Source organism: Acidovorax sp. 62, from assembly GCF_002754495.1.
GTDB lineage: Bacteria > Pseudomonadota > Gammaproteobacteria > Burkholderiales > Burkholderiaceae_C > Acidovorax.
Window position 1 is genome coordinate 3782146 of the sequence record NZ_PEFJ01000001.1, and the last position, 17417, is coordinate 3799562.

11 protein-coding genes are annotated in these 17417 nt (G+C 67.4%); all 11 read right to left on the reverse strand.

From position 1 onward, the window contains the following. Positions 1 to 54: 54 nt before the first annotated feature. Complete coding sequence (locus tag CLU86_RS16975) at positions 55 to 2823, reverse strand: DUF5682 family protein (RefSeq protein WP_233195065.1); 2769 nt, start codon at positions 2821 to 2823, stop codon at positions 55 to 57. Further along, positions 2820 to 3938, reverse strand: coding sequence for an AAA family ATPase (locus CLU86_RS16980; RefSeq protein WP_099742427.1), 1119 nt, complete (start codon positions 3936 to 3938; stop codon positions 2820 to 2822). The genes CLU86_RS16975 and CLU86_RS16980 overlap by 4 nt, the downstream gene beginning before the upstream one ends. A 131-nt stretch (positions 3939 to 4069) precedes the next feature. Next, the gene (locus tag CLU86_RS16985) at positions 4070 to 4783 is read right to left on the reverse strand and encodes a Bax inhibitor-1 family protein (RefSeq protein ID WP_099742428.1); all 714 of its coding nucleotides are present in this window, start codon (positions 4781 to 4783) and stop codon (positions 4070 to 4072) included. A gap of 79 nt (positions 4784 to 4862) precedes the next feature. Beyond that, a complete protein-coding gene (locus CLU86_RS16990; protein ID WP_099657144.1) occupies positions 4863 to 5432 on the reverse strand; it encodes a hypothetical protein in 570 nt (189 codons plus the stop codon). A gap of 236 nt (positions 5433 to 5668) precedes the next feature. Then, positions 5669 to 9478 (reverse strand): DUF4132 domain-containing protein, encoded by a 3810-nt coding sequence (locus CLU86_RS16995; protein WP_099743655.1) that lies wholly within the window; start codon positions 9476 to 9478, stop codon positions 5669 to 5671. A gap of 200 nt (positions 9479 to 9678) precedes the next feature. Next, positions 9679 to 11811, reverse strand: a complete 2133-nt coding sequence (locus CLU86_RS17000) for an SWIM zinc finger family protein (protein WP_099742429.1) — start codon at positions 11809 to 11811, stop codon at positions 9679 to 9681. 24 nt (positions 11812 to 11835) lie between these two features. Then, a complete protein-coding gene (locus CLU86_RS17005; protein WP_099742430.1) occupies positions 11836 to 12984 on the reverse strand; it encodes a VWA domain-containing protein in 1149 nt (382 codons plus the stop codon). A 137-nt stretch (positions 12985 to 13121) separates the two neighbouring features. Continuing rightward, on the reverse strand, positions 13122 to 13682 hold the full coding sequence (gene ssb, locus CLU86_RS17010; protein WP_099742431.1) for a single-stranded DNA-binding protein: 561 nt from the start codon (positions 13680 to 13682) through the stop codon (positions 13122 to 13124). Between the two features lie 102 nt (positions 13683 to 13784). Next, positions 13785 to 14984, reverse strand: coding sequence for an MFS transporter (locus CLU86_RS17015; RefSeq protein WP_099742432.1), 1200 nt, complete (start codon positions 14982 to 14984; stop codon positions 13785 to 13787). A 172-nt stretch (positions 14985 to 15156) separates the two neighbouring features. Continuing rightward, positions 15157 to 15897 (reverse strand): choice-of-anchor U domain-containing protein, encoded by a 741-nt coding sequence (locus tag CLU86_RS17020; protein ID WP_099742433.1) that lies wholly within the window; start codon positions 15895 to 15897, stop codon positions 15157 to 15159. 267 nt (positions 15898 to 16164) lie between these two features. Further along, positions 16165 to 17226 (reverse strand): helix-turn-helix domain-containing protein, encoded by a 1062-nt coding sequence (locus tag CLU86_RS17025; RefSeq protein ID WP_099743656.1) that lies wholly within the window; start codon positions 17224 to 17226, stop codon positions 16165 to 16167. Positions 17227 to 17417: the final 191 nt, after the last annotated feature.

Genomic DNA, 17417 nt, shown 5'->3' on the forward strand with positions numbered 1-17417 from the left:
GCACTGCGTGCCCCGGCTTCGACGGGCTCAGCCCGAACGGGTGGCGCGGTGCCCTCACGGCCCAGCCCACGCCCCTAACCCATCTCGCACCAACGCCGCCTGCAAGGCCTGCTGCAGCGCCAGCCCGGCTTGCAGGTCGGCCTCGCTGGTCTCGTAGTGCATGGCCACCAAAGCGCTGGCCGCGCCCGCGTCCCCGCCATGCAAGCCCGCCACGCGTTCGGCCAGGGTGGCGGTGTCTTGGGGGCGCAGGGCTGTGAAGGCTTGGCGCAAATCGGGCAGGTGGGCGATAAAGGCGGCTTCGTCCCAGCCGCGCACCAGGGCGTCCAGCCCCTGCAGCAGGGCGGGCAGGCGCAGCAGCAGCTCGGGGGCCGCTTGCATCACGCCGTTCAAAAACCGCACCGCATCGGCGGGCACCGCGCCGGGGCCAAAGCGTTGGCGCAGCACGGTATCAAGCTGGGCGTCGTCCCACAACCCCTCCAGGTACAGCAAGGCGGTGGCGGCGCCGCACACGCCGGGGGCGGTGTCGGGCTCGGTGGCAAAGCGCTGCAAGTGGGGGATGAGCAAGGCGGTGTCGATGGCCAGCGCGCTGGCCGGGGGCGGCGTGGGGGCAGTGTCTTGCGCATCGGCGCTGCCTGCGTCTGCGGTCCCGTCCGCCGGGGCGTCCAGCGTTTGCAGCATGCGGCCCAGCTCGCGCAGGGCGAGCAGGTGCTGCACGGCCTGGGGTTCGGCGTCGGCGGGGCTGTGCTGCAGGTTGGGCAGCAAAAACAGGGCCGCGGGCCATACGCGGGCCAGCAGGCGGCGCAGCTCGGGGTGCTGTTGCACGCCCAGCGGCTCGCGGGCGCGCCACAGGGTGACGAGGCGGTGGCCGCAGTCGATGACGGAGCCGAGCGAGGCGTCTTCGTTGAGGTGGGTGGAGAGCATGCCCAGCAACTGGGGCAGGCGGTGCTGCAGGCCCACCAGGCAAGCGCGCAGCAGCAGCATGACGGCGGCACTGGCGCTGCGGCCACGGCCATCGGCGGCCAGGGCGGCTTCTTCGCGTTGCAGCTTGGCTAGGCAGACGGCCTCTACGCTGGCGCCGTCGGCGGCAAGGGCGATCAGGCGGGCTTCGACCAGCGGGCTCCAGGCGCCGTGCCATTCTTCAAACAGCAGGTTCAGCCGCGTGCCCGCCAGAAAGTCGGGGCCGTTTACCCATTGGGCCAGGCCGGTGTCGAGGTAGGCCATGGCCTGAAAGAAGCGGCTGCGCACGCGGTGGGTGGGCTTGCGGTACAGGTCCAGCCGCGTGGTGCGCGGCGTGGTGTCGTCCAGCCGCACCCCGGCGGCGTGGGCCAGGCGGCGGGCGTCTTCGATGAGTGGGGGCGAGCCTGCGCTGGGCGGCACTTCGCCCATGCGGGTGCCGCTGAGGTAAGTGCGCAGGTCTGCGGTAAAGCCCCGCGTGCCTTCGTCGATGGCGCCTTTGACAAAGCAGGAGCGGATGGCGTCCAGCAGGTCTTGCCGCCCCGGCCCGGCGTTGCCGCGCAAGTCGGCCAGGCGCTGGGCCTGCAGGGCGGCGGCCTGCACCAGGGCGGTGGAGATGGCGTCGGCCTGGTCTTGCTGGCGGGTTTGCTGGGCGTAGCCGGTGAGCACGTCGAGTGCTACTGCGGTGAAGGGGCTGGGCTGGCCAGAGTGGTGCCGGGCTTCGACAGGCTCAGCCTGAACGGTTGGAGGAGAAATCGGGATGCGGGAGCTTTCAGGCTCGCTGCGATTCCAGGCCTCCCACAGGCGCTGGTAGTAGCCGGGCGAGGGCATGCCCGCGCTGTAGCCGTTCAGCGCGTCGAGCTGCTCAAAGCTGTAGCGGATGAGCCAGGCGTTGGGGGCAGCGGCTGCGGATGCCTTGGCCGCTTTCGCAGCAGGCGTGGCTTTGGCTTTGCGGGCCTTGCTGATGGGCTTGGCATCTGCATGAGCAGCGCACAGACGCAGCAGCTCGGGCGTGTGAAAGCCCCCAGTCACTACCACGATGGTGCCTGGCACCTGCGCGCGCCAGCGTTGGATGTGCGCAGCCATGTGGCGTTCGCGGGGGAGGCTCAGCTCGGCTTCTAGCACTTCGGGTTCGTAGTCCAGCCGGGCCATGGCGCACCAGCTGAACACGTCGGTGAACAGGCTGCGCCAGTCGTCCCGCTGGGTGGTGCTGCGCAGCTCAAACAGCCGATCCCACAGGTCGTGGTGGTCGGCACAGCCGAGCTGGCGCGCCATGGCCGTGAGGTAGCGGCTGTGGGCAAAGTGGCGCTCCTCCATCTGGCTGCGTGCGGCGGTGCCGAGGGTCTCTGCGTCGCCTTCTCCGTCCTCACGCTCCCAAGCCTTGTCTTGCCAAGGCAGATCGATCAGCGCCACCTGCGCGCCCAGCGCCGCGCCTTCGCGGATGGCGATCCACTCGGGGCTGTAGTCGCAAAAGGGGTAGAAGGAGCTGCGGGTGTCGGTGCGGGGGCTGGTGGGGTCGGCGTCTGCCCCCGCTTCGGGTGCGGTGTCATCAGGGCCATCGGAGGTGACAGCAGGCCGCTCGCGCACCGCTTGGCACAGCCAGGCCACGGGGGGGCGGGTCTGCGGGTCGCTCATCAGCGGCAGCAGGGCATGCGCGTCGTCCGGGCCTTCGATGAGGATGGCGGCGGGGCGCAGCTCGCGCAGCAGGGCGCGCAGGGCCCAGGCGCAGGTGGGGCTGTGGTGGCGCACGGGCACAAAGACCACGCGGGCCGGATCACCCTCGGTGTCCAGCAGCTGCGGCAGTTGCCGGGCCACCGCCTCCGGCAGCGCAATAGACGTTGCAACGGTGCCTGCAGGCATCGCGCTCATTGCCACAGGCTGCGGGCGGCGTCGTGAAACTGCTTCCACAGCGCGTCGCGGCGGGCGCGCTCGCGCACCACGGTGTCAAAGTAGTGGCGCACGCGCTTGGCGTCGTCCAGGCTGTCTTTAAGCACCACGCCTTGCAGCTGGCCTGCAATCTCGCGCGGGGTCAGCTCGCCGCCGTTGAAGTGCCGGGCCTGCAGCGCGGCGGCGTAGGCCACGTTCACGGCCTCGGCGGTGGACATCACCGCGTCGAGCCCCTTGATGGCCGTGCCCTCTTGCGTCTGGCCGGCGCGCAGCTCTTGGAAGGTGGTGACGAGCAAGCCCACCACGTCGCGTGGCACCTGCACGGGGGCCTCGGTGCCCGCCAGCTCGCGCTGCAACTGGGCCATCACCAGGTCCACCTCAAACTGGTGGTCGCGGATGGGGCGCACGGTTTCAAAGTTGAAGCGACGTTTGAGGGCGGACGACATCTCATGCACGCCCCGGTCGCGCAGGTTGGCGGTGGCGATGATGTTGAAGCCGCGCTGCGCAAACAGGCGCGAGCCGTCTTTTTCGTCCTTGGCCAGCTCGGGCACGATGAGTTGCTTGTCGCTCATCAGCGAGATGAGCACATCCTGGATTTCAGGCGGACAGCGGGTGATTTCTTCAAACCGCACGATCTGCCCGGCCTGCATGGCGCGGTACACAGGCGAGGGCACGAGCGCGCGCTGGCTGGGGCCTTCGGCCAGCAGCAGGGCGTAGTTCCAGCTGTATTTGATGTGGTCCTCGGTGGTGCCTGCGGTGCCCTGCACCGTGAGGCCCGAATCACCGCTGATGGCGGCCGCCAGCAGCTCGGACAGCAACGACTTGGCCGTGCCCGGCTCGCCCACCAGCATCAGCCCCTGGTGGCCCATGAGGGTGACGATGGCGCGATCGACCAGCGCATCGTCACCAAAGAACTTCTGGCTGACCTTCAGCCCCGCATCGCCCAAAATGAATTGCCGCACCGCACGCGGCGACAGGCGCCAGCCCGGTGGGCGGGCATGGGTGTCGGCAGCGGCCAGGCGGGCCAGCTCGTCGGCAAAGCGGTGTTCAGGGGCCAGGCGCACGGCCTGCGCGGGGGTGGGGGCAGAGGCGGTCATTTGCTATCAAATCAAGAGCTTCTTGCGCTTATCCATCAGGCGCTAGAGCCCATTTTTACTTCAAATCAGGTGCGCCATGAAAAAAGCCGGAGCGTGGTGGGCTCCGGCTTGGTTGGCACAGCGGGGTGCGATCAATCGTCGTTGGTGGCCAGGCTGATCAGGATGCGCAGCACATACCAGAGCATCAGCGCGATGGAGGCAAACAGGTGCAGGGCGGCACCGGCAGGACGGTCCACGGGGTAGTCGCGGATGATCTTGGAGGTGTCATACAGCACGCAAGCGCCAGCAAACGCGACCATCAGGCCCGAGAACCAGATGCCCAGCTTGAAGCCGAAGATGGCACCGGCAATGATGGTGCCCAGCGCCACCAGACCCACCACCTTGAGCGTGCCGCCCAGGAAGGAGAAGTCGGTCTTGGAGGTGAAGGCGGTCCAGGTCAGCGCGCCCACCAGCAGCAGCGTGATGAAGGCCGCGGCGCCGATGGCGCCAGGGGCCACGATCTGTGCGATGCCGAACATGGGCGCGAAGATCAGGCCTTCGGCCAGCACATACAGGCCCAGGCCCATCAGCTGGGTTTGGGGGTTTTCAGAGTTGTCGGCCAGGTGCGAGGCCAGCCAGCCCACCAGCATGAAGGCGCCCATGACACCCAACCACAGGAACTTGTTGCCGCTGCCCAGCAGCATCTTGGCGGCGGTGCCAGAGAAGCCCGTCATCATCAGCACGGCCGACAGCACCACGAACGCCAGGATGGCGGCGCCCAGGTGCTTGTAGGTCGAGACGATGAAGTCGCGCCGCTCAAACGGGGCACCTTCGGGTGCGTCGGGGGTGAGTACGTTAGGGTTCATGGTTGATTCCTCCTTGGATGGTTGGCAATGTGGGAGCCGGTGCACAGGTGTGCACCTCCTCCCCCTCTCTCTTTGAATCTCAGGCCGCTGCGGCTTGCGCTTCTTCGTCGGCAGCGCGCAGTTTACGATTGGACCACACACCTGCGGCACCAATCAGTGTGAGGAAGATGGCAAAAATCCACATTCCTGCGCCGCTCATCGACTTGGCAGAAGACGCGGCCTCGGCCACCAGGCGCTGCTTGGTGGTTTCGTAGGCGATCAGGGCCTGGCCGTTCACCGTCACTTCGTACACCACGTCGTTGTCGCTCTTGTCGACCAGCGCCGTCACCTTCTCTTCGATCATGGCGCTCACCAGCGCCTTGGGCGTAGTTTGGTCGATGCGCAGCTTTTGCACCTCACCGCCCGCATCGGGTTGCACGTTGATCTGGTAGTAGTGCTTGGTGGAGCGGCGCTTGCGCTTGACGGTCACTTCCGAGGCTTCCACCACCTTACCGGTCACGGTGGTGAGCTTTTCGCGGGCCGTGAAGGCGTGATCGCCATCAGCCTTCCAGCCGCTATACACCGACATGGCAATCAGACCAGGGCCCAGCAACAGCAGCAGCCATGCATAGCCGGTGATGAAAATCAGAATCTTGCGAATGAATCCCATGGCAATCCCTCTCTCTTCTTTCTTTGGTGGTGAATAAAAAACGTTGAAAACAGCTGCCCGGCTTTCAAAGGCAATGCACGGGCAAGGCCGTGATGATCTTCGAATTGGGCGCTGTTGTTGTCAAAAAATGCACGCAGTGTGGCCAGCGCACCGCACTGGACAAAGTGGTGGGGTAGGCCCGCCGCAGGCCGGTGTAAAAGCTACCGGGCCCGTCCTGGACGCCCCATGGCACCGCGTTACCAAGGCATCTTCTTCTCCCAATCGGCATCATAGCCAGCGCACACTTTGGCCAGCGCCAGGTAGTCGCCGTAAGCCTCGGCCAGCAGCACGGGGGGCACTTCGGCCAAGGGCAGGCTGTGGTCACCCCAGCCGCGCAGCTTGCTGTTTTCAAAGCTCAGCGTTTTGAGGGCGGCTGCGACGTTCTCTTCAGGCAGGCAGTTGCCTGAGAACTCCATCACCACCCGCACCCCTGCGCTCGCAAACTCTTTGGTGTATTGATAGAAAAAGCCGCCGTCTTCCGCCTGCGCGCGCTGGTAGCCCAGCTTGGTGAAGGTGCCGCGCAGTGTGAAGGTGTCGCTCACCCAGCCCTCACGGTCCTTGATCTCGCGCACCGCAACGCCCTTGTCGTCGGCAAACGCGATGTCCGGCGCCTTGCGGGCCATCTGCGCAAACAGGGGCGTGAGCTTGTAGTCCTTGAAGTGCGCCGTCCAGGCGCTGGCCTGCGCATCGTCCAGCAACGAGGCATGGGCCAGGCGCAGCGCGCTGCCGCCCGCCAGGGTCACTTCATCGTCGTCGGTGTTGATCAGGCTGCCGTCCTCGGTGGGGCGGAAGGTTTGCAGGCACTGCCCTTGCGCGTCCAGCTCCATCCACACCAGGCGCTGAATTAGCCGCCCGGCGATGGGGTGGGCCTGCAGGTATTCCGTCCACTCGGCCTGCGGCCAGACGCGGCCGGTGCACATGGCCTCAAACAGCCGTGCGGTCTGCAGATCAATGACCTGCTTGAGCTCTTTCTTGCTGGACGACAGCTGTGCCTTGGTGTCTTTGGTCTGCGCGGGGTCGTCGTTTTGACGCGGCTCGGGCAGGGCCTTGATCGATTTGCCCTCGGGGTTGCGCAGCTCGGGCTTCATGGCCGCGTCCAGCACCATGGTGAAGGTACGGTCACCATAAGGCAGCACCAGCGTGCCGGTGTCGTCCAGCCCGGCGGTGGGGATGGTGCGGTCGGCCAGTTGCTCTTGCGTCCAGCCGTTGCGATCGGCAATCTCTTGCACCAGCGTGCGGGCCTTGGTTTGCACCGAGGCCGTGCGGTAGCGGCGCGACAAGCCCAGCAGCAGCTGGATGACCAAGGGATCATTGCCCGGCGCAGCGCCTTCGAGCATGGCCTCGATCTGCGCACGGCGCTGGTAGTGGTCACGCATGTAGTGCTGCAGCAGCGTTACCAGCTCATGCCCCGGCGCATGGGCGGCCAGGGCCAGGATGCCCTTTTCACCGATGGCGCTGCCCAGGTACTCGCCCATCTTCTCGCGCTTGCACTCCTCAAACACCTGCTCTTGCGACTTGGCGTAGTTGGCTTCGTAGTACTGGCGGTATTCGGGCTTGGCGTTCTGGTAGCTGCGCTGGTAGCTCTGGTAACGCCCCGCCGCGTGCTGGTGGGCGTAGGCAATGCCTTCTTCCAGCGGCGGGTGGCGCGTGTCTTGCGCGATGAACTGGCGCAGCACCGTGCTGCCCAGCGCCTGGCGGCTGGCGCTGTCCAGCAGCCCCATGTAGCGGGTGAGCAAGGCATTGCCCCCGGGCTCTTTGAGTTTGCAGGCCAACACCACCCACCAGCGGGTGATCTCAGGCTCCACCGCGCTGCCATCGGCCCAGCGGGCAGCAGGCAGGGCCTCCATGGCGAACCAGGCCAGCCCGGCGGGGGGCTTGGCCTTGAGGCCTTTCTTGGCCTCGGCCAGCAGCAGTGCCGGGGCCAGGCGGGGCGCGATGTCTTCGCCCAGCGCTTCCAGCGCCGTCAGAAAGGCGGCGCGCACGGTTTCGCGGCTTTCCTTGTCCAGCGCCTGGGTCAGGGCGGGCACGGCGGCGGTGTGCTTGAGGTCGGCCAGCCAGCGGGCGGCTTCGATGCGCACTTCGCTCTTGGTGTGGGCCAATGAGTCGATCACGCTGCGGCCAATGTCGGGCACGGCAGCCAGCGCCTTTTGCGCCAAGGGGCGATGGGTCTTACCCTCGCCCAGGGCCAGTTCCATCAGGCGCGGCATCCAGCGCGCAGGGATGTACGGAAATACGGCCAGCACGCGCATCGTGGCCCCCATCTCCAGCGGCCAGTGGTTGCGTTCGCGCTTGGGCGGCGCCACCAGGCCCAGGCCTTCGTCGATGAACTCGGGGTGCTCGGCAAAGAAGGGCCAAATCTGTTCGGGCGGCAGCACATCCACGGCGTTCGGGGTGTTCCAGTAGTCGCACAGCGCAGCGCGGGCCACGTCCTCCAGCGGCAGGTCTGCACGTTGGAACACCGCTGCCAGGGCACGCAGGTCTACACTGCCTGCAGGCTGCTGGCCCAGCCATTTTTGGAATCCGTCATCGGCCCAAAAGCTGCGCCAGTGGTGCGAGGCCGTGAGCCAGCGCACCAGGTGCACCGGGCCAAAACCTGGCAAGGCGTACAGGCGGTTGCCCGCGCTCACCACGTTGGCCACTTCGCCGTTGCGCACCCGCTGCGCATCTTTTTTGTCGCCTTCGCCGTTCAGCAGTTTCAGGGCCGCTTGCAGATCCTCGGTGCTCACCTTAGCCATCTTGGCGTAGTGCTGTTGGCACCAGGTGTACTTGTGCTTGGCGTTCTTGTTGTCTTCGATTTCTTCTTCTGCCGCCTTACGGGCACGCTCCAGCACTTCCTTGCGATTGGACTCAAACAGCGCCAGGGCAGCGTCACCCAAAGGGGCGTCGGCAAAGGGCGTCCACTCGGGTGCGGGGGGCAAGGCTTGGTCTTGCGCATCGCTGGCCGCCCCCAGGCGGTTCAAGGCGGCACGAATGGCTTGCTGCACTGGCTTGCTGGTTTCGCTCTCCAGCGCTGCCTCCAGCAAGGGAGCGGTGGTGTCGGAGGGCCAGCGGGCCAGCAGCTCGGCCGCCTGCGTGCGCTGGGTGGTTTCACCTTCGCGCAACAAGGCGCCCAGCAGGCGCAGGCGGTCTTCGGTGGGAATGCCTTCGAGGTGTTTGACGGCCTCGGCGCGCGTGGTCTTGGCACCGTCCACCGCCAGAGCCACTAGCTCGGGGGCAAAGGCCGTGGTCAGGTTCTTGGCCTGCCCGATGCGCTTTGCCAGCTCCACCTTGCCGCTGGCGGACAGCTGCTGCAGCAAGGCCCGCACGGCCTCGGGGTGGTCTCGCATGTACTCGGCCACCTCGGTGGGTTCTACCAGTCCGCGAAAGCGGTCAGAGTAATAGCTGTCGAGCCCCTTGCGCTCAAACACCAGTTGCAGCACCAGGGTTTCGTCCAACCCCTCATGCGCCAACAGCTGGGCGAACAAGGGCACGCGCCAGGCGCGCCGCTGGGTCAGGTCGTGTTGGTTGCTGTGCCCACCAAAGGAGGCGTGCAGCGCGTCGTTGACGAGGTATTGCAACCAATCAGGAATGGGCGCGCCGGGGTGGTCCAGCGACTTGCCCTGGTCGCCCGCCGCCAGCACCTTGCCCAGCCGCACGATCACCTCCAGCGGCACCGGGTGCTTGGCCACGCTGTCGTAAAACGCAGCGCGGCCCGCCATGCTTTTGTCGCCCGCACTTTGTGACTTGCCGCCATGCCCGGCATGGAAGCCCCAGCGCAGGCGGCCGGGCTGGCCCAGCAGGTTGCTGCTGACCTCGGACGGGGTGACGGAAGCCAGGTCCTGCAGCACGCCTTCTTCAGTGCCCTCGGTGATGAATGCCAGTGCACGCTCTGCCACACGGGGGGCCGAGAGGGTGCCCAGCGGCTCCACGGCCTGGCGCAGCAGGTTCACCTGGCTGGCAGTCAATGCACCCGCATCGCTGGTGGTCGATCCCAGCACGGCTTTCACCATCTTGTCGAGCAATCCCATGGGCATCCCTTGTAGGTTGTGTGCACAGGGGCGCCAAGAGCCCCGTCAAAGAGGCTCCGTCAAAAAGCCTCAACGTAAAAACCGAGCATTCTGGCAGCAGACGGTGGCGATTCAAGGGGTGCGGCCCCCTCTTGGGCGGGTTGCGTGGGCCCGGTGTGGCATATGTCGCACGCTCGCCGCATTTACCGCTTGGATGTGTATCAAGGCGTATCGGATTCAGCACACAAAGGCAGGCCGTCCAGCTCCAAAGTCCACTGCGCCAGACAGGCCAGTGGCAACAGGCTGTGGCTGCTGGGGGCGAGCAGATGGGTGTGCAAGGCGGCATCCAGCGTACGCAGGCCCACCGAGGCCAGCGCAGCGCGCGCCTGCACCAGGGCATCACGCTGCGCATCGGTCAGCGCCATGCGGCCCGTGGCGGCCTGGGTCTCCAGCACGGTCATCACCGGCTGCAGCAGGCGCGGGGCCAGCGTGGGCTGCGCCAGCGCCGGGGCGGCCTGCTGCTCTTTGCGCCACTGCATCAACCGCAAGATGCGCTGCGCCAGCGGCGTGGGGCGCGCTGGCTCGGTGGCAAAGTCCAGCGACACGGCCTGCACCGCATCGCCGGAAGAACCCGCAGACACGCCGCTGCTGAGCACCGCCACGGGCACCAGCAAGGTCTCGGCCCCGGTGCGCTCCACACGCACCAGCACGGCATGGACAGGGGCCTGCCGGGCGGTGAGGCGGTCCAGGTTATCGAGGCGCAGCGCGGTCTCGTCGCTGACGGGAACGGTCAGGCGCAGCCACTGGCCCGCCTCGTCCTGCAATGCCCAGTGCAACTGCTGGCGGGTCTCGTCCAGCACCGGGGCGTGGGTGCGACTAGGGCGCAGCAGCAGCATGTCCACCGGCTCACCGCCCAGGCCGGTGGCGGCCTGCAGCGGCCCGCGCAAGTCGGCCCAGCGGCCACAACCCAGCGTGGCCAGGCGCGGGTCGTCGGCCCGCCAGGCGGGGGCGACACTGGCGCGGCTGGCGCCGCCCACGGCCAGGCGGCCATCGTCGGCCAAGCGGGGCTGCTCCAGCTGCAACGGAGCCTGGCACAGCTGGTGCGCCGCTCCGGCACCGGGCCAAACGGCCAGCGTGACCCAGGCGGCGTGGCGAGAAAACCCCGGGTCGCTGCCATCGGGGCGCGCCAGTGTGGCCTGCAGCAGGCGCTGGCCGTCCATGTCCCACAGCCCCAGGGTCAGGCCGCGCGCACCGCCCAGCGTTTGCCACCAGTAGGCCCCCAGCGGCAGCAGGGCCAGCGTGGCGGTCTCGTCAAAATCACGCCGCACACGCCCGCGCAGCAGCGCCAGGGTGTCGGGCGTCGCCTCGGGGGCGCACAGCGCCACGCACAGGGCATGCGTGCGGGCCATCAGGGCCAGTGCGTCGGCCTCCAGCGTGCGGTGGTCACGCCGCTCCAGAGCGTCGACCATGCCGGCCAGGTTGCGCAGCAGTGCCGCTAGGCGCGGCAGGCCCTCGCCCCGGGCCGACATATTCAGCGCCAGCAGCTGGGCACTCGACAGGCGGCTTACGTGCGCCAACCCACAGCGCAGCAGCTCGCCCAGCAGCGTTTGCACCTGCTGCACGAAGGCCCGCTCGCTGGTGCCCAGGGGGCGTGGCGCCTCGGTGGCGGGTGCCGCCTGGGGCGCTTGCCCATCGGGCCACACCAGAGGCTGCCCTGCAGCACTGCGCACGGCGGCCAGGGCGATCAGGTGCACAGCGCGCCGCTCCCGCGCGGGCACCTCGGACACCATGCCGTCAAACCCTGCCCCGGCCACCCAGCGGCAGCTCACGCCCAGGGCGGGCAAATCCATCACCAGCGCGCTGCCTTGCACGCGCCACTCCACCCCGCAGGGCAAAGCCTGCAAGGCCCGCCGCTGCGCGGCCACACCGGCGGCTTTGAAAAGAGCGGCAGAGTCCAGCGCTAGCACTTCTGCCAAGGGGTCGGCCTGTGCCGCAGGGGGCGGGGGCGCGGGGGCGTCAGCGTTGGCCTCCAGGGCAGCCGCGTTGGCGGGGACGGCTTCGGGTACGGCGGCTTCGGGGCCTCCTTCCGGCAGCGCACGCAGCCATAGCGCTGCCGCCAGAATATGCTTGCACAGGCCGGGCGCAGGGCAGTCGCATTGCGCCTTCTGGGGACCGCGCGCGTCCAGTTGCACCTGCTGGCCATCGGCCTGCACCACGCCATCGGTGTCGCCCTGGCGCTGCCACTGCACTTTGCCCGCCTCCACGTCTTTGGCGGCGCGGCGCAGCAGGCCCGCATTGGCCAGCGTGGCCAAGGTGTCGTCGTCGTAGGCGCGGTAGGCGTGGGTCCAGGTCATGGGGCTTCAGTCAACTCAGGCACTTCAGTTCATCACCTCGGCCAGCCACTGCGCAAAGTGGGTCGGCGTGAGGGCTGCCACGTGCATGCCCTGGCTGGCCAGGCGCTGGGCCATTTGCCGGTCGTACACAGGGTTGGCCAATTCGTCCAGCGCGGCCAGCCCCAGCAGCTTGACGCGCGCCTGCGCCATGCGCTGCACGGCGGCCAGCAAGGGGCCGGGCGAGGCACCTTCTTCAAAGTCGCTGATGAGCGTGAACACCGTGCGCTGCGGGTTGCCGATGAGCGACTCGCAGTAGCGCACGGCGCGGCCGATGTCGGTGCCGCCGCCCAGTTGCACCGTGAGCAGCACCTCCACCGGGTCGTGCGCCAGGTGGGTCAGGTCCACCACGCTGGTGTCAAACACCACCAGCTTCACGCGCACAGCGGGCAGCGAACTCATGATGCCCGCCACCACGGCGCTGTAGATCACCGAGTCCATCATCGAGCCGCTCTGGTCCACGCACAGCACCACGTCCCAGGGCAGGTTGCGCTTGACGCGGGCATTGAACAGCGGCCGCTCGATGATGAGCTGGCCACGCTCGGCGCTGTAATTTTTGAGATTGGCAGCGATGGTGGCGCGCGCATCGAAGCTCTGGGCATTGGGCACCAGCGAGCGGCGCTGCCGATTGCGACGGCCCACCAGCGCGTTCACAAAGTCGCTTTTGAGGCGGCGGGTAATCTCGTCCACCGTCTTGCGGATCACATCGCGCACGGCATCGCGCATCTGCCCCGACAGGCGCCCGCGCATGCCCAGCAGGGCCTTGGCCAGGCCGGGCGTGGCGTCCATCGAGCGCAGCACCTCGGGGTCATTGAGCAGACTGGTGAGCTGGTAGCGGTCGATCGCCTGCGTCTGCATGCGCTCGAACACCTCTTGCGGAAACAGCTTGCGCGAGCGGTTGAGCCAGTCGATGGCGCGCAACTGGGTCGGGTCCAGCGAGCCTGAGCCACCCGCAGGTTTGGCCAGGCCCCGGCCCTCGTATTCGCGCCCGTACAGGTACTCCAGCGCCTGGTCGAGCTTCCAGTCCTCGCCCTGCATGCCCACGCCCCCCATGGGCCGCGCGGCGTAGCGGCCCAGAATAAGGCGCCAACGGCGCAGTGCGTCCTCAGATGCGGGCAAATGGGGCGGAGCGGTCATGCAGGAAACGCGGTGTCTGGATCAACCATGCCAACGAGGGGCGTGAACGCGCAAGGCGCCCAGGCCCACAAAAAAGCCTGCCAGCGCGGACGCGGGCAGGCTTGCGGTGGTGTGCGGGTGTGCACGCTGGCCAGGGGTCAGAACGGAATGTCGTCGTCCATGTCATCAAAGCCCGAAGCCGCGCGGGGGGGCTGCGCCACGGGTGCTGGCGCGGGGCGCGGGGCCGGTGCGGCCATGGGGCGTGGCGCTGGCGCTGCGCGGCGGGGGGCTTGGTCGTAGCCGCCACCTTGGTCGCCGCCACCGCCGTAGCCGCCGTCGTCATAGCCACCGCCTTGCTGGCCGCCACCTTGGCCGCCCATGCCTTGGCGGCCACCCAGCATTTGCATCTGGTCGGCGCGGATTTCGGTGCTGTACTTTTCAACGCCGGCCTGGTCGGTCCACTTGCGGGTGCGCAGGCTGCCTTCCACGTACACCTGCGAGCCCTTGCGCAGATACTGGCCTACGATTTCAGCCAGACGGCCGTTAAAGACCACGCGGTGCCACTCGGTGGCCTCTTTCATTTCGCCGGTCTGCTTGTCTTTCCACTTGTCGGTGGTGGCAATGGTCACGTTGGCCACCTGATCGCCACTGGGGAAGGTGCGCATTTCAGGGTCACGGCCCAGGTTGCCGACGATGATGACTTTGTTGATGGATGCCATGGCTGTGCTTTCACTTAAAACAGCGCCGGATTTAGGGAAGTTTCCGCGCGCCAAACGCGCCATTGTGCCGCAACCGACTCCTGACCGGACACGCGCGCGACTTCAATGTCCCGCAGAGGCACCACCCGCATCATGGCGGCCGATAGGCTTCAACTTCCAGGAGACGGCCAGCCACAGCACCATCAGCAAGGTGGTCGCCGCGAATAAACCTGTGGGGCCCACCCACTTGACCAAGGCACCGCCCAGTGCCCCACCGGCAAACAGTCCCATGGACTGCAGCGTGTTGTAGCTGCCCAGCGCAGCCCCCCGCACCTGGGGCGGGGCCATGCGCGAAACCAGGCTGGGCTGGCTGGCCTCCAGCGCGTTGAACCCGCAAAAAAACACAAACATCAGTGGCCCCAGGACCCACAGCGAAGGCGCAGCGCCACTGGCCGCCAGCGCCCCCAGCCCCACCTGCACCGCCAGCACCAAGCCAATGGCGCCCAGCAAGGCAGCACGCAGGTGGCCCTTGCGCTCCAGCGCAAACAACCCGCCCATGGCCACAAACGACAGCACCACGGCTGGCAGGTACACCTGCCAATGGTGGTCTTTGCCCAGCCCAGCCTGCACCAACATGGCAGGCACCGCCACCCACATCGACAACTGCACGGTGTGCAGCACGAAAACGCCCAGGTTCAGGCGCAGCAAATCGGGGTGCGCCCACACATTGACCAGGCGGCCACGGGGGGCGTTCTTCAGGTGCGCGGGCTCGGGCGGCACCCACCACAGCACCACGGCCACGCCCGCCAGGGCCAGCAGGCAAGTCAGCCCAAACAAACCCGGCAGGCCCACGGCCGCCGTGAGCACGGGCGCGGCCACCAGGGCCACCGCAAACATCAGGCCAATGCTGCCGCCCACCAACGCCATGGCCTTGGTGCGCACTGCGTCGCGCGTCTGGTCGGCCAGCAAGGCCGTGACGGCGGCCGACACCGCCCCCGCCCCTTGCAAAGCGCGGCCCAGCAGCAGACCCGTCAACGAATCTGCCAGCGCCGCCAGCAAACTGCCTGCGGCAAACACCAGCAGGCCCAGCACAATCACGCGCTTGCGGCCAAAGCGGTCGGACGCCATGCCCAGTGGCAGCTGCAGCACCGCCTGGGTCAGGCCGTAGATGCCCATGGCCAGCCCCACCAGCGCGGGGTCATCGCCGCCGGGGTACTTGCGGGCCTCCAGCGCAAACACGGGCAGCACCAGAAACAGGCCCAGCATGCGCAAAGCAAAAATCAGCGCCAGGCTGACGCTGGAGCGGCGCTCCAGCGGGGTCATGCGCTCAGGGGAAGGGGTCGATCGGGCTGCCGTGGCATCCGACAGGGAAGGGGAAGAATCCGGCACGGTGGTGCACTCAGGCCAAATAAAGCAAAGGGGGATTCTCACCGATTGGCGGCCCTACCGCCCGAGCCTGGGCACGATGGGGACCAATGCAGCCCTCAAGAACCGGTCACCGGCCTGTGATGCGTGGCCGGCTGCGCATGTCCAGCCACACCATCAGCCCCAGAATCACCGCCGCCACCCACAGGGCCCAGGTGGTGTCGGCCAACAAGGGCACCGCCACCAAAGGCACCAGCGCCACCGTGGCGGGGTCGCGAATGCGGCCCACTGCGGGGTCTGAATCCCCCACGCCGTTGTCTTGCACGGTGTAGGTCACGGTGCGGCGGTCGGCACTGAACTGCGCACCGCTCCAGGCAAACCAGGTGGAGGTGGTGGCGCTCTGGGTGGCTGGGCCCAGCTTCCACAACTGGGCCGTGGGCGGCAAGGGCTCAGGGTAGGTGAGCTGCACCGTGATGCTGCCCGTGCAGCCCGAGGCGCTGAACGCCAGCACACCGTAGGGCATGCGCACCCCTTTGGGCTCGGGCTCCGGTGCCTGGCCAAAGCCACCCCCGGGCTCGAGCGCACAGTCCGCCCCACCGCCCAGCAAGGTCACCACGGCCTCGCCCTGCATCCCCTCCAGACCGCCCGAGAGGGTTTTGCGCGCCGGTGTGGCGGCTGCATCGGCCACCAGGGCCACTGCGGCCCCCGCCCCCAGCGCCGCTTCGGCAGAGGCTTCCTTGCCCTTGGCACAGGCCCAAGGGCACAGCCCCACCAGCAAGGCCACCAAACCCGCACGCGCAGCGCCCCCCCGCACTGCCAAAAAAGCAGCAAGTGAGGCGAAATCCGCCAGGTGCAGGTGCTTGCGGGGCATGGACGATGCAATCAACAGGGGCCCGGGCCGCCCCAAAAGGTAAAGCCCGCCAGGCGCCAGAAAGCCTGCAGCCCATTGCGCAAGCACTCCGCCAGGCGGAACCCAACCCGATGCTAGGGGCTGCCTTGTGCACGATTTGCCTGTGCGTTTGCGCTTTGTTGACTGAACGTCCCAGCCCTGATGGAAAGGGCCGTGCGCAGACAGGAGGGGACGCTGGAGCGCAAAAGGATGTGAAGGTCTGCAGGGCCAAGGGGCCGCCGCCCCTCTTTATCGCGCCTTCAGGCTGCGCAGCCAGGTGGCGTATTCCACCGAGGACAGTGGATGCGCCCCCGCATCGGCCATGGCCCCCGCTGACGCCGCCGACAGGGCCATGGCCCGGGCATCGCTGGGCGACATGCCAAACGCTGCCCGGAACGCGCGGCTGAAATGCGCGTTGCTTGCAAAACCCGTGCGGGCCGCCACCTCGGCCACCCGCAAGCGACGGCTGGCCGGGTTGACCAAGGTGTGAAACGACTGCAACAACCGGCGTTGCTGTACGTAGTGAGCGACACCCCCTAAGGGCTCAAACAGCCGGTACAGCACGCTGCGCGAAATGCCGAACTCGTTGCACAGCCCCTCCGGGCTCAACGCGGTGCCCAGGTGCCGTGCAATGTGGCGCTGGATGCGCTCCAGCGCCACGCCCTGGACAGCCTCCTGCGCATGGGCCTGCGTGTCGGCACCGGGCCGCACACAGGCCGCCAGCATCTGCACGCTGGCCCGCGCCACCTGGGGCGCATCTTCCAACGCAATGGCGGGCAAGCGCCGCTGCAAAGACAAAAGATGGTCACTGAACAAACCGCCCAGCGGCGTCTCGGTGCGCAGCACCGTTCCGTGCAGGTCCAGCGCCCTGCTGCCAAAGGCTTCATCGGCCAACGCGCGGGGCACGATGAGCGACATCACATGCGAAGGCTGGGCAAAGGTGCGCAATGTGCGCGACAAGTCCAGCACCGTGATGTCGCCCGCGCGCACCTCGATGTCCTTGCCATCGTCGTACTGCCCCACAAACCCGCCGCCGCGGTACCACTGCACCAGATAGTGGTCCAACCCATCCCGCGCCACCCGCGCCCGCTGCCGCGAAAACTGCTGCCCGCTGAAATGCAGATCGCCCAACAGCAACATCCCCAGATGCGTGGCCTGCACCGAGGCATCAAACCCATCCACCGCCTGCGGCGTGAGCGGCGCCACGTCGAACACCACGGAAATGCTTTGGCGCCAGGCTTCAAAGCGTTCTTCACCGTCCGATTGGTCGGTTTTGAAAACGGTGGAGGGCAATGGCTGGGGCGATGTCATGGCGGGGCAGATTATGTGGCCCCCCAGCCCGGCGCGCAGGGCTTGGGCCACGGGGCATGCCAAAGGGCCACAAACCAGCCTGCGCCTACCTCAACGGCTCACCCACAGCGTTTGAAGCAAAAATAGCTTCTAGCGCTTTATTTACAAGCGCAAGAAGCTATCAATTTAGGAGCAATAAAATCTGGTGAATT

Bases quoted from the DNA above. Each gene is read 5' to 3' on its own strand.
- CLU86_RS17005 (WP_099742430.1), bottom strand. From the start codon at position 12,984: ATGACCGCTCCGCCCCATTTGCCCGCATCTGAGGACGCACTGCGCCGT.
- CLU86_RS16990 (WP_099657144.1), bottom strand. From the start codon at position 5,432: ATGGGATTCATTCGCAAGATTCTGATTTTCATCACCGGCTATGCATGG.
- CLU86_RS16985 (WP_099742428.1), bottom strand. From the start codon at position 4,783: ATGAACCCTAACGTACTCACCCCCGACGCACCCGAAGGTGCCCCGTTT.
- CLU86_RS16995 (WP_099743655.1), bottom strand. From the start codon at position 9,478: ATGGGATTGCTCGACAAGATGGTGAAAGCCGTGCTGGGATCGACCACC.
- CLU86_RS17020 (WP_099742433.1), bottom strand. From the start codon at position 15,897: ATGCCCCGCAAGCACCTGCACCTGGCGGATTTCGCCTCACTTGCTGCT.
- ssb (WP_099742431.1), bottom strand. From the start codon at position 13,682: ATGGCATCCATCAACAAAGTCATCATCGTCGGCAACCTGGGCCGTGAC.
- CLU86_RS17015 (WP_099742432.1), bottom strand. From the start codon at position 14,984: ATGACCCCGCTGGAGCGCCGCTCCAGCGTCAGCCTGGCGCTGATTTTT.
- CLU86_RS17025 (WP_099743656.1), bottom strand. From the start codon at position 17,226: ATGACATCGCCCCAGCCATTGCCCTCCACCGTTTTCAAAACCGACCAA.
- CLU86_RS16975 (WP_233195065.1), bottom strand. From the start codon at position 2,823: ATGAGCGCGATGCCTGCAGGCACCGTTGCAACGTCTATTGCGCTGCCG.
- CLU86_RS17000 (WP_099742429.1), bottom strand. From the start codon at position 11,811: ATGACCTGGACCCACGCCTACCGCGCCTACGACGACGACACCTTGGCC.
- CLU86_RS16980 (WP_099742427.1), bottom strand. From the start codon at position 3,938: ATGACCGCCTCTGCCCCCACCCCCGCGCAGGCCGTGCGCCTGGCCCCT.